Source organism: Streptomyces sp. NPDC004111, assembly GCF_042874215.1.
In the GTDB taxonomy this organism is placed as follows: Bacteria; Actinomycetota; Actinomycetes; order Streptomycetales; family Streptomycetaceae; genus Streptomyces.
This window is the reverse complement of the sequence record NZ_JBIAMU010000018.1, coordinates 209422-221858: the sequence shown is the minus strand read 5'-3', so window position 1 is coordinate 221858 and position 12437 is coordinate 209422. Positions and strand designations below refer to the sequence as shown.

Annotated in this window: 11 protein-coding genes; 4 read left to right on the top strand and 7 right to left on the bottom strand. The window is 67.3% G+C overall.

What is annotated here, in order from left to right; translation table 11 throughout:
- Window positions 1–808 precede the first annotated feature (808 nt).
- Window positions 809–1204, top strand: a complete 396-nt coding sequence (locus tag ACFYVL_RS31870) for a hypothetical protein (protein WP_389251019.1) — start codon at window positions 809–811, stop codon at window positions 1202–1204.
- Between the two features lie 413 nt (window positions 1205–1617).
- On the opposite strand, the gene ACFYVL_RS31865 is transcribed toward ACFYVL_RS31870, so the two are convergent.
- From ACFYVL_RS31865 to ACFYVL_RS31850, 4 genes are read right to left on the bottom strand one after another with little or no spacing between them, the layout of a single operon-like run.
- Window positions 1618–3663, bottom strand: coding sequence for a hypothetical protein (locus ACFYVL_RS31865; protein ID WP_389251017.1), 2046 nt, complete (start codon window positions 3661–3663; stop codon window positions 1618–1620).
- Between the two features lie 44 nt (window positions 3664–3707).
- The gene (locus ACFYVL_RS31860) at window positions 3708–5795 is read right to left on the bottom strand and encodes a hypothetical protein (RefSeq protein WP_389251015.1); all 2088 of its coding nucleotides are present in this window, start codon (window positions 5793–5795) and stop codon (window positions 3708–3710) included.
- Window positions 5792–6466, bottom strand: a complete 675-nt coding sequence (locus ACFYVL_RS31855) for a hypothetical protein (protein WP_389251014.1) — start codon at window positions 6464–6466, stop codon at window positions 5792–5794. The genes ACFYVL_RS31860 and ACFYVL_RS31855 overlap by 4 nt, the downstream gene beginning before the upstream one ends.
- 32 nt (window positions 6467–6498) lie before the next feature.
- A complete protein-coding gene (locus tag ACFYVL_RS31850) occupies window positions 6499–7368 on the bottom strand; it encodes a DUF4158 domain-containing protein (RefSeq protein WP_389251012.1) in 870 nt (289 codons plus the stop codon).
- 149 nt (window positions 7369–7517) lie between these two features.
- Here ACFYVL_RS31850 and ACFYVL_RS31845 point away from each other — a divergent pair, with 149 nt between their 5' ends.
- Together ACFYVL_RS31845 and ACFYVL_RS31840 are read left to right on the top strand one after the other, a co-directional pair.
- Window positions 7518–7970 (top strand): hypothetical protein, encoded by a 453-nt coding sequence (locus ACFYVL_RS31845; protein ID WP_389251010.1) that lies wholly within the window; start codon window positions 7518–7520, stop codon window positions 7968–7970.
- Between the two features lie 342 nt (window positions 7971–8312).
- Entirely contained in the window at window positions 8313–8663 is a 351-nt protein-coding gene (locus ACFYVL_RS31840) for a hypothetical protein (protein WP_389251008.1), read from the top strand.
- 176 nt (window positions 8664–8839) lie between these two features.
- Here the strand turns inward: ACFYVL_RS31840 and ACFYVL_RS31835 are convergent, their stop codons facing one another.
- The 3 genes from ACFYVL_RS31835 to ACFYVL_RS31825 form a co-directional block, all read right to left on the bottom strand.
- Window positions 8840–9625: a SigB/SigF/SigG family RNA polymerase sigma factor gene (locus tag ACFYVL_RS31835; protein ID WP_389251007.1), complete on the bottom strand. Its 786-nt coding sequence runs from the start codon at window positions 9623–9625 to the stop codon at window positions 8840–8842.
- A 761-nt stretch (window positions 9626–10386) separates the two neighbouring features.
- A complete protein-coding gene (locus ACFYVL_RS31830; RefSeq protein ID WP_389251005.1) occupies window positions 10387–11217 on the bottom strand; it encodes an SGNH/GDSL hydrolase family protein in 831 nt (276 codons plus the stop codon).
- Between the two features lie 2 nt (window positions 11218–11219).
- Window positions 11220–11402: a hypothetical protein gene (locus ACFYVL_RS31825; RefSeq protein WP_389251003.1), complete on the bottom strand. Its 183-nt coding sequence runs from the start codon at window positions 11400–11402 to the stop codon at window positions 11220–11222.
- A gap of 104 nt (window positions 11403–11506) precedes the next feature.
- Here ACFYVL_RS31825 and ACFYVL_RS31820 point away from each other — a divergent pair, with 104 nt between their 5' ends.
- Complete coding sequence (locus ACFYVL_RS31820; protein ID WP_389251001.1) at window positions 11507–12082, top strand: TetR/AcrR family transcriptional regulator; 576 nt, start codon at window positions 11507–11509, stop codon at window positions 12080–12082.
- The last annotated feature ends 355 nt before the right edge of the window (window positions 12083–12437 follow it).

Sequence of the window (12437 nt, the reverse complement as noted above, 5' to 3'; positions counted from 1 at the left end):
GCGCGCGGTCTGCTCCGCAGACACGACGCGGAGCCGCTACGCGGCTCTTCCCTCGGGCGCTCCGCGCCCGAGGACTCCGGTCCACTCCGTGGCCCTACGTTGCCGGAGGCCGCTTCGCGGCCTCCGGCACTCAGACGCTTCGCGTCTGCAACTCTCCTGCTCCGCAGTCGAGTTGACCCGCTTCGCGGGTGGCTGGCTACGGGGTGAGGGTGGCCGAGGTCGGCACCCACCGGTCATACCGAGTGACACCCGGACCCAAAACGGAACAGCACCCTCCGAGCCGCTCCCCCGCGTGCGTCAAAACTAACCCCCGCTGGATTGTCCTGGGAAACCGTACATCCGCCGGACTACCCGACGTGATCACAACCCACCACACCCACCCCACCACCGCCCACACACCTAATCTGACCTGGAAAAACACCCACACCCACGCCCACCAAACTGACACCCTGTCAGGGACCTGATTCGGAATCCCGAACCCCCTCGAACCAAATTTTGCCACCCGACACCGCACACCCGCCGCCGAATTCGGCCCCTCCCCCCCGAAATACCCGGACCCGACCCCGCGAATTCACACCGAACCGAATTCGACGCACCCAAATTCCGGGCCAGGAACACAAATTGACCGGCATGGCTTTGTCCACGAGAACGGACAGCAGATGTTCACGACTTCGGGAGGCACTTTCGTCTGGCGCTGTTCGATTGCGGTGCAGTGCTCGCGCCTCGACATCCGCGAGCGCTGCGCCGACCGATGGCACCCTCCGCACCATCGAACACGGTTGCGGCGGCCAGGTGCGATCCTGGCACCATGAACCATCTCGGCGAGGCGCATCTGCGCACGTGGACGCTACGCTTCATGGCTCTCCTGGCAGCCGAGACCCGAGATCAGCTTGCTTGGCTGGGCGAGCATGAACTGGAGACGAAAGACGTCGTCGAAGAGGTGGAGCTGCTCTGCCGTGTCTCCGAAGAACTCGCGGAGCGCGGAGCCTTCGAGCCCGAAGACATGCGTAATCTTCGGGCCATCGGCCGGCGCCTCGGCGAGATCGATGCCACCCGCCGCGTCGGCCTCTGGGACAACGCCCTGACCACGGATCCGGCGTGGGACGACATCCGTTCTCTCGCCCGCCAGTTCCTCCTTGCGCGGCTGGGCGACTGGCGTCAGCCACTGCCACGCTCTGTGCCCCCACACACGGGCGACCGCTGAACACATCCAGGCCGTCTCTCGGGTCGAGAATTCAGCGTTCGAATTCTCGGTGGCTCCGGTGCCTCCTGAAGTCGTGAACATCTGCTGTCCGTTCTCGTGGACAAAGCCACCGGCACTCACTTCCGAAGCCCGGGACGCCCGCCAGGACCACGGCGCCAGTCCTGGCGACAACCCGGTTCACCACCGTGGGGGCGCAGCACCCGCCGCAGAAGGGCCCTGAGGGGCTTCCTGCGGGCTCCGCATCGACCACGGCGATAAAGGCCTCCGTGACGAGGAGATCCGTCTCGGGGTATGGCGCAGCAACACCCGCAACCGCCGCGACCGCCTCACCCCCGACCAGGTTCAGGAAGCCCAACAACACGGCATCCTCACCTGAGAGCCAGGCGGCGCCGCGTCCGGGGATACGTCGACAGCTACGCGGGGGCGGGGCGCAACAGGTTGGGATTCTCGCGTCCTCCCGGGACTCGGATGGTGACGACAAGGCATGGCTCGGCTTCGCCGGCACGTTGGACGGGTTCGATCCAGATACTGTCGAAGAGGTTCGCGGCGCCTTCAGCGTCCACGGTTTTGTCGAGAGCTAGCAGGATGGCGAATCCAGCGTTGGCGTTTTGGTATTCGGCGGCTTGGGCGACGTATTGACGGAGTGCGGTTTCGCTCGCGTCGTCTTCTTCGATCTTGCATTCGACGTTGAATTGAACGGCGCCGAAGGAGACGAGGATGTCGGTTCTTCCGCCTGCCTTGTCAATGACTTCTGAGTTAACGACTCCGAAAAGCGCCGAGAACTGCAGCACCTCTCGGTAGTGCTGGTGGAACAGAGCTTCGTCCACCTTTTGCTTCTTCTGGTCCTTGTCGCGCTTGCGGAGGTACTCCGTGTAGGAGCCGCCCATCTTCCGGCCGACGTCGTAGCAGAGGTACGCGAAACGGATCGTGGTTTCCAGGAGAACGGTGAACTCGTCGGCGATGCCGGGAAGCCAGTCGCGGGAGCCTTCCAGCTGTGTGAGGAGTCGCGCCTTGAGGCGGCCGTACTTGGGGTCGGCGATGGGCGCGAGGACGTCGTCGTGAGTGCGCAGGCCGAGCTCCAGGCGGTCGAGGACATGCTCGGGCGTCTGGTCAGCGAACGCAGCGAAGTCGTCTTTGAGTTGGTGTGCCAGCCGCTGCCAGCGTCGTGCTTTTCCCTGATCAGCTGCCTGCTGATCGCTGGGGTTCCCTCTGCTCTTGGTTCGGCTGAGGAGGCCGGCCAGGAGCTGCTGGGCCGCGGGATCGTCGCGGATCTCCTCGTCGTGGGCCAGGGCGTGCTGGAGGAAACGCTGCCGGTGCTCGTGCTGGAGGAAGGCGTCCTCGATCACGGGGGCCACCAGGGTCTCCACGGCCGCAGCTGCAGGGGTATCCGTGAGTACGGCGACCGTGTTGTGCGCGGTGTACGCGCGGAACAGTGCCGTGAGGATGTCGTGGCCGCCCTCGTACCAGGGGTCGTCGTCCGCAAGGTGTGTAGCAGCGCCGTCGAGCACGACGGTGAGTTCTGACCAGGCGGTGACGTCGTTGTGGCGCGGCCGCCCCCAAGCTGGGGTGCGTGTGCGGTAGCGATAGTCCCGGTAGCGGTGGAGGGTGTCGCGCAGGGTGGATGCGGCGGTGCGGACGCGTGTGGGGGCATCGGGAGCGGACAGGCCGAGGATGGCTTCGAGGGCTGCGTGGTAGAGCTGGGCGTCCAGGCGGTCGGGATCGAGAGTGATCAGCTCGGCCAGCCGGTCCTGGGTTTTGCGGAGTTGCTCGGCCATGGGTGTGTATTGGTCTTGTTCCAGAGCCTGGCGTAGGTCGCCGAGGGCGAGTTCGAACGCCGCGTCCCGGCAGGTGTGGTCGAGCATCAGGCAGCGTTCAAGGGCTTCGCGGAGGCCGGCGCCGGGGTGGTGGGCGTCGAGGACGCCGAGGAGGCGGGGCAGGCGAGTAGCCATTGCCTCGGGAAGTGCAGCCAGGTCCTCGGTTGCTTCGTCCATGGCGCCGAGGAGACGCGCGGCCTTGGTGACGCCGGACAGGGTGAGCTGGACGAGGCAGTCCGCGGCTTCCACTCCGATGAGGGCCGCGGCGATGTCGTCGTCGGCATCCTGAGCTTGTTGGAGACGGGTGAGTAGCACGCGGGTCAATGGGGTGCCGAGTTCACGTGCCAGCGATGGGCGGCTGGCTAGGACGTCGGTGGCGCTGGCGAAGGCCGCGTGGTTCTTGTTGGCCCTAAGGCCGTTGAGGACGGCGTCGTACAGCGGCTTGCACGCTTCGGTACCGAAAGCGTCGAGGTGATGTGCGGTCGCCTGGATGAGGTAGTGAAGGAAGGCGCCCTGGGCGAGGTGGTCCGCGGCGGCGAGGACTGCGTCAAGACCTCCGAGGTCGGCCACCGCCGGGCCGGCGCGCAGCTGGGGGCGGGAGGCGTGTGCGGCCCACTGGGCCAGGCGTTCGTCGATGACGTGCACGATGCCTTCTGCCTCCCCTGTCGTCTGAGCCCTGGTGGCCTGGCCTAGAAGAGCTGGCGTTTGTCAGAACCGGTCACGGTACGGTCCTCGGGGAAGAACTCCCAAACGGCGTCGTCGATCGATGTGATCACGATCTGGATGCCCGGGTCGTCTGCCGCGGTCTCGTAGAGGGTCTTGATGCACTGACGCGCGTTCTCGTGGGAGAGCTCTTCGGCTGTGGGCGCGTCGATGAGCAGCAGACCGGGGTGGGACATGATGCCGCGTTTACGGCCGACTTTGATCATGCCGACGATGGCCGCGATACGCATACGCAGGCGGTCGGTGGGGCTGAACGCCTTGAAAGGGTGCTTTTTGCCGGTCTTGCGGGCGTTGAGGTGTCCCGCCAGGTTGAGGTCGACGCTGGTCAGGTTGGCCACGCCCAAGTCGTGGGCAATGCTGACGATCTCGTCGTTCAGATCGGTGAAGAGGGCCTTGCTGTGGTCGGCGACCACCTTCGACAACACCTCGGCGGCCGCCTCCAAGATGGCATCACTGTCGTCGGAGTCGTCCTCGACGTCCGCCAGGCTCGTCGTCGCAGTGACGTAGTCACCAACCGCCTCCGGCAGGCCCGTCCCGTTGCCGGTGGCGACTGCCAGAGCACCGCGCAGCTGGTAGACGGCCTCCCGGGCGGAGTCGAGACGGGAGTACCAACTGCCGGAGCGCGCCGCGGTAAGCCGGGCGTTCGCAAGCTCGTACGCGGCACGGCTGTTGTCGCAAGTGGCGCCGGTCGTCTCGGCAGCCTGCCGAGCAGTGGCTTCAGCTGCGCGGGAGGCGTTCACCCGATCCTCCAGCCGGCTGAGCAGAGCCGCCCGCGCCTCGGGATCGTCCGCCACTTCCGGCAGAGGGCTTGCGCACACGGAACACCGGTGTTCGCTTTCTTCTGCGGTGCGACGGGCATCGTCGATCTCGTGGTCGCAGCGTGGGCAGGACTCAGGCTCAAGCGCTCCCAAAAGGGCCCGGGCCGCGCTGCTTTGCTCAGCCCGGCGAACGGCTCTCTCGTCCTTCAGACGCGCCTTGCGCGCGAGGGCGCTGCCTTCTTCAGCCTCCTGGAGAGCCGCCTGGTCGTGCGCGAGCCGGCGTGCGGCGGCATCGACGTCGGCGAGCAGACCCGTCAGGTCGGGCTGGCCCGCTTCCAGGGCCGCCACCTTCTCCTTGGCAGCGCTGAGCGCCCGGCGCAGCGGCTCGGTCTGCTGCTCGCGGGCCTGGGTATCCTCGCGTGCCCGGCGTTGAACGCGGTTGCTCTCCTGGGTGTCCTTCTTGCGGGCCGTGTTGATCTGGGTCAGCTCGGACGCATAGGGGATGTCGAGGAAGAGCTGCATCAGCTTCACAGGGAGCTGGTTGTACGACGTCGGGCCCAGCAGGATGCTGGAGTTCCCCGCGTTCAGCGCGATGGCATAGAAGTAGCTGGCCCAGCCGTGCACCTGCTCCGCGCTGTCGCGGTTGCCGTCGGCATCCTTCGGTGCCCCAGCCTCGGCCGCCCACAGGGGCAGCGGTCGCAGCCCCAAGCGGTCGAGCATGAAGCGGTCGATGAGCTCCTTGACGCCGTCGGGTTCCGCGGTGGCCACCACGCGGACGCCGGGGCCGGTCTCCTGGCAGCCCTTGAGGACTGTGAGGTGATCGAGGGTGTCGGCGCTCAGGAGCCGGCAGCTGGGGCGGTCGGGTTTGTCGAAGGTCAGGCGGATGGAGGCGGCGACGCCAGCGACCTCGATGTCCGCGCGGACGTAGGAGAACCAGCCCACTGTTTCGGGTCGTTTGAAGGCGTCGAAGCCGTCGCCGCGCAGGGCGTAGCTCAGCGCCCACAGAAGGCTCGACTTGCCGGCATTGTTCAGGGTGCTGGCGATCGCCCACGGGCCCGGTCCCAGCGTCATGTCGCGGGTGAAGGCGCCGTCGTTGTCGTCCGTGTCGGACTTGGTGCCTTCGCAGTACAGCCGGTGCACGACCAGTTGCCGTCGCGCGGGCAGTGGGCTGGTGAGTTGGATGCTGTGGGCGGACAGAGCGTCGCGGACCCTCTCCGCGCCGACGGATGGCACGCGGGCGGCGATCTGCTCATACAGCTCAGCCTCAGATGGCACCGGTAAAGGCTCTGTGGTCATGCGGCGTCCCCCTGCTCTGCTTCGGCGCGCAGCCGGGCCAGGCGCGTGCGGGCCCGGTCGGCAATCGACGGGATGACCTCGTTCAGCGGGGTCTGGGCGTAGTCGCGCTGCAGGTACTGCCGTTTACGTAGCGCCAGGGCGGAGTGCCCGGTGGCCTCGGCCAGCGCGCGGACGAGGCGGGCGCGCTCGGTGTACCAGGCCAGGACCGGAAACTGCTCCGTAGCCCGTTCGGCGAGCTCGCGGCCCTTGGCCGTGATGTAGTAATTGTCCTGGAGAACCCGGTTGGCGGTGCGCCGCGGCACAACTAGCACCAGCCGCGGGGCGGCCAGGATGCTCATTGCCTGGTCGATGTACTCGAACGCCCCGAACAGGTAGCGCAGCATGGGGATGGCGCAGATCTCGGGCTCATCCGAGTCCAGGATGCTGCCGGCCAGCTCCAGGTTGATGGCTTCCTTCTCGCGCTCGTAGTCGTTGAGAAGCTCATCAGCCAGGTAATCCGGATTGCGCAGCCAGAAGTCCAGCTTCTGCAGCCGACCCTCAGCGCGCAGCACAGCCACCGCATCCTTCGGCGCGGCCTGCTGCTCTGCCTCGTTCAACGGATCGGATACCGCTGCTATGAGCAGCAAAAGCCGAATCGCGTCGGAGAAGCGATCCCCCTCGTCATCATCCACTCACACACCGTAATGAGTCGTGGTGTGATTGCTCAATGCCTCGGCACTGACCACTCAGGGCATCTGGACAGACCCAGGGCGTCGGTGATCTCCGCCTGCCGCGACCAGCAAAGTGCCGCGAGCAGCGTGATCCGCACGCCCTTTGCCGTGTCACGGAAGTCCGAGGGGTACATCTTGATCGCCCGCGCCCGCCACGCGGCCACCAGCTTCTCCGAGCAGTCCGCGAACAGCCCGTCGGGCAGCCCGAGCTTGCGTACATCGTTGAGCTTGGTGATCTCGGTGAGCAGGGAGTCCAGGCCGACGGCGCCCGGGTCGCGCTTGAGCGCGGCCAGCAGGGCGGTCCCCGCCTCGTTGTCCTCGGCCACCAGGGACAGCAGCCGGGTCGTGCCCGTCTCGCCCACGCTCTCGATGACGCGGGCGCAGAACGCCGCCTCCCACCGGCCCCGGGCCGCGACCAGGATCTTCTCGACGCGGGTCCGCCCCGGCGGCTCGATCTTCCGCGCCCGGTACTCGACCAGCAGGGCATCGCGCTGCCGGTCCCCCACCAGCTCGACCGGACACACCTCCGCGGCCAGCCACCCGGTGAGTGCCTCCTCGTCCGCGAGCGTCGCCGGCCGGAACCCGAGCGCCTCACGGATCTGCCTGCGGTGCCGCTTCGCGCACGCCAGGTCGTACTTCGCCAGCTCGTCCGCCGGGACCTTAACCAGCCCGGCGACGTACTCCACCGCGGGCTGCGGAAACTCCTCGACGAACTCCGGGAACCGGGCCTCGATCTCGAAGAACTTGAGCATGAGGCAGAAGCCCAGCCGGGTCGACCCCGACTTGTTCGCGACCAGCTCCCAGTCACCATCCACCAGGGTCCAGCACGCCACCACGTCCTCTGGTGACCACTCCTGCCGCACACCAGCCCCCTCGCCGTCGGGCCCCACGGGCGTTCACCCGCTCGGCTCAACGAGAGCGCAGAGCGCCGGGAAACGGCGCGTGCGGACCTCCCAGGAACTACTGGCGGGTTACTTGCTCCCCTCTCCAGGACCATGCCGCTCTCTGGAGCATGGGAGAAATCCGCGCGAGCGACGTGGTGAATGCCGCCTGTGATGCGCTCGTCGCCGGACTCGACACTCCTGGCCTTCGCATCCTCGCCGCCTGCACGCGCGCCGAGGCGGACTACGACGTCCACGACCTGCTTCCCGCCGCACTCGACGAACTCGGCCTCGCCTTCTATCCGGTCGGCAGCGAGGCCGGTCAGGAAGCCGCCGCCCGAGCCCTCGCACGCCGCATGCTCGCCGGAGAGCTCACGCCACGGGAGTTCACCTTCCGGATTCACCAGCGCCACGGACACGAGCTGCCCCTGACCGAGCGCCTCGCTGAACTCGACGACGAGTACGACATCCTCGAATACGGCGACAGAACCGTGGACCAGGTCAATGCCGAGGTCACCGCCGAAGCCCGCCGCCTCGCAGCCCACCCCACGGTTCCCGCCGAACCCACGGATTCGCCCAGCTGATGCACACGGACCGACCCGCGAGTTCCCGCTGAACAGACTTCGGTTTCCCTGAACCCCCGGGCCTCCCCGGGTGCGAGTAGTTGGCGTGTAGGAAATCCCGGTGAAAACGATCATGGTCGGCGAGCCTCTGGTTCAGCCCTGAACAAACCCGCGTTTCGGTCGGCTCTGGCGGGTTCAGGGTGTCGTCGGGCGGTAGCCCGGGCGCTGCCAAGCGCCGCAGTCCGCGGGCTCGCGCCGTGCCCATCTCCCAGGGTGATCGTTTATGCAGCGGGGTGGGCGGTTTGCGCTGGCGCCCCGCTGTTGACCGAACGAACTGGGAGAACTTCCGTGTCGAATAGCCGCATGACGCGCCCGCGAGCCGTTATCGCCGGGCTGGTCCTGTCTGCCACTGCAGCCGTGTCGATGGGCACCACTGCGACCACCGCGACCGCTGACGACTGCCCCCAGCTTAAGACGACGAAGCTCTTGCAAAAGGAGAGCGACGACGACGAGTGCGAGGAAACGTGCAAGTTCCCGGCCGAAGCGAGCGAGGGTTCAGAAGCCTCGTACGAGGCGAAGATGGAGCATGACGACGAGGTCGCAACGGGTAAAGAGGCGCAGGTGAAGACGCCGAAGAACGAGGCGTTCCGCATCATGTCGGTCCTCGAACAGGTCGACGGCCCGTTCACCTCATGCAAGGCGAAGAGCTCCTAACGGCCAGAGCGCCCGCGAGGTGAGGGTGAGGGGGAATACGACCTGCGGCCGTCCCAGGCCCGGCCCAGGGCGTGGGACGGCCGCAGAACAGGCAGTCGCGCAGTTGCCGTCGGGTACGGCGGGCCGCAGCCTCACGTCCCTCCGCCACCGGCGGTGGTTCTGCCCAAGGGGCGGGTTCACGCCGCGGGGGCGAGGTGCGGCCTGTCGGCGGTCAGGGCCTGTTGGCGGATGCGGGTGCAGGTGCGGGAGAGGATGCGCGAGACGTGCATCTGGGACAGGCCGACCGTGCGGCCGATCTCGGCCTGGCTCATGTCGTCGAAGAACCGCAGGTACAGGATCGTCTTCTCCCTCGCGGGCAGCGCCCGCAGCAGCGGTTTCACCGCCTCCCGGTCCACCGCCAGGGCGTATCCGGTGTCGGTGGCCTCCAGGGTGTCCTTCAGCGCGTAGTCGGTGCCGTTGTCGGTGGTGGGCCGGTCCAGGGACAGGGAGGCGAAGGCGTGCTGTGCTTCCAGGCCGTCGCGGGCCTCGTCAGTGGTGAGGCCGGCCTGGGCGGCCAGCTCGGCGAGGGTGGGTTCCGCGCCGGTGTGCTCGGCCAGTTCCTGGCGGGCCCTGCGCAGCTGGTTGCGATGCTGCTGGACCCGGCGCGGCACGTGCACCGACCACATGTGGTCGCGGAAGTGCCGCTTGATCTCCCCCGTGATCGTGGGGACCGCGAACACCTCGAACGCCAGCTCCCGTGCCGGGTCGAACCGGCTCACCGCCTTCACCAGGCCCAGCGCGGCGACCTGCTTCAGATCCTCCAGGCCCTCGCCGCGGTCGCGGTACTTCGCGGCGATCCGGTGCGCCATCGGCAGCCACTGGCCGGTGATCTCGCCCAGGACCCGCTCCCGCGCCGCACCTTCCAGCTGGGCTGCCTTGAGGAACAGCTGGTCGGTGTCCGGGGCGTCGTCGTGTTTGCGCACCGCATCCGGGGTAGCGGGAGCACCGGAATCTTCCGGGGTCTGCGGGGTGTGGGGGGCGGTGGCGGGTAGCGCAGTCATGGCAACTCCAGGAAGTGGTCACCACGCCAGTCCACGAAACGCATCCCCGGTGCTGTCCGGGAGCGCTGTCGTGGGACGTATGTGGTGAACGCGGTGGAGTGCCTGCTGGTCCGAAGCACACGCGAGGGGTGTTCAAGGCGCGCCTGCCCTACGGCCCCCACCTCAAACGATGGGGCGTCCGCACACCTGCCGCACAGCACGGGCACGGCCGGAAACAGCGCATTCGCAGCCGGAACCAACCGGCCGCCTCCGTCACCAGTGGACCCTGGCAGGTCGGTGGTGTCGACCTCACCCCCTTAATCGGGCTGTCGATCATCGTGCGGGAGGCTTCGAGTGAGACGGGCGCAACCGGGTGTTCGAGATAGCAGCGCTTCTCCTCATCGCCGGTGATCCCGTCGGGGATGGCATGGACGTACGGCCAGTAACTCGGGCTCGATCCGCCAGCTCTCCGCGAGCGGACCGGCATCGACCACGTCGTAGCCGACCGCTTCCAAGAACCGTGCCACAGCCTTCTTGGCCGCAGGGTCGTTGCCCGCGATCGACAAGGCCGTCCGCCCAGTGTCGCCCTTCGGACGGGCGTTGGAGGGCGACCACCAGGGGGCGGAACACCTCGTGTCACGACGTCCGTTCAGCGGCCTTCGCTGCATGGTTCCGGCTCGGTCTCAAGCTCTCAAGGTATCGCCTCACCGCCTCGCGGCAGCGACGTCGCCGGACAGCCAGTCTGTGGCGAGTTCGGTGACGATGGCGCCGCCCCGGTCGCTCAGGTGGATGTGATCAACGAGCAGTTCGAGTCCGTTGCGTTGAGCGACGTCGTCCCAACTGTGGCCGAGCAAGTAGTGCTTGGTGGCTGCCAGATAGGAGGTGGGGAAACTGAAGTTGTAGGCGGGCCGGTCATTCTGGTTTTTGAGCCGGTCGGTGAATCGTTCGTTGACCGGCACATAGTCGATCTTGGCGTGGGTGGCAGTGTCCTTGATCGCAGTGTTGTAGTCGCGCAGTTTGTGGTTGATTTCGGCTTCGAGGTTCTCGCCGAGCGGGGGCAGGGACATCAGGGCGATACGGGCCGAGGTCTTGTCCCTGATGCGGTCGACGATTGCGCGGAGATTGTCGCGGTAGTCGTTCAGCGGCACCCCGTCGCGGACATCGTTGGCGCCAACGAGGATGGCGACCCGGTCGGGGCCGCACGCCACGATATCGCTGTCGACACGTTCCAGCAGGTCAGCGCTCGTGTTGCCATTGTCGCCGGCATTGACGAACTCGTGGTCGCGGAAGGCGGGTTTCTGGCGCAGGTCGTCGACCCAGTCGTGGCCGAGAGTGCCTTGGACCATGCTGGCACCGGCGGCGACAACGACCTGACCCTCGGCCTGTGGGCGCCCATCGGCGCAGGCGTCGACAGATGCGTTGGTGGGCGAGCGCACGAAGGTGAGGTAGCCGACTGTGCCGGCCGCGCCCAGCACGGCGAGGAGCAGGGCGGACAGGGTGACGATGATGCGCTTGTTCGTGAACAGGTTCTTCATGATCAGTACCCCGGGGCGGTGGTGTCGTGGGCGGTGTACGGGCAGGCGAGGCCGGTGCCGACGTGAGTGATGCCGCCGAGCTCGTTGCCGTCGGCGGTGGGGCAGTGGGGGCGGGGTGTGCCGAGTGCCAGGGTTACGGGTTGTCGGCCGGTGCTGCTGGTGGCGCTGAAGATGTTGACGCGCATGCCGATCTCCTGATCAGAGCGGGTTAGTGAACACTAGCGGCAGAGTGCGCTAGTGTTCACTAACCTGTCAAGCGAAGAAGGCGAACCGAGGAGGACGGCAGGCCATGAGCACACGGGACAAGATCCTCGATGCGGCTGCGGAGATCCTGCACAACCGCGGCGTGGTGCACGCCACGACGAAGGAGATCGCGCAGGCGTCGGGGGTGTCGGAGCCCACGCTGTACAAGTACTTCGGAGACAAGGAACGGCTGCTGCTCGCCGTCCTGGAAGAGCGTCTTCCGGGCATGTCCCGCGTCAGCATCCACCCAGGCGAGGGCGAGATCGAGGAAAATCTCGCGGCGCTCGCCCACGCGGCCGCGGATTTCTACCAGCGCGCGATCCCCATGCTGGGGGCCCTATTCGCCGACCCACGGAGGATGGCAGCCCACCGTGAAGCGATGGGTCGCCACGGCGCCGGGCCGGAACAGGCGGTCGCCGGGTTCGCAAGCTACCTGCGAGCCGAGCAGACCCTCGGCCGAATCGCCCCGGACGCCGATACGGGCGCGGCCGCGAGCCTGCTGGTGGGCGCGTGTTTCCAGGAGTCGTTCCTGCGCTACTACACCCACGGTGTAAATGCCCCAGCGGCACCGCACGCCTTCGCCGAGGGCCTCGCCAGGGCGGTCGTACGGCCACTGCTGTGACCGCCTTCCACCGACCACGGATGTCATGAGCCGTGGTAAGAACACAGCAGTGAGGCGAAGCCTGCTGCGCCGACCCGCAGGTGTTCTACCGGAGCAGTTGTCCACCGCCCCCGGCTGGAAAACCGGCGGCTGGTCTCGCTGAGACCTCACCGACCCGCTCCCGCGCCACGGCCCCGAAACACTCCCCCTCCTGATCATCACCACCACCGAGCGGGGCCACGGCAGCGTGAGCTGGACTCCCGAGGGGAGCGCAGGAACCCCTCCAGCGAACCTCTCCACGATCACCGCCGACCTCACCGGCGGCAACCCGCTGCCCGAGCATCTGCGCCCCCATCTGGAGGCGGCCCTCACCGCA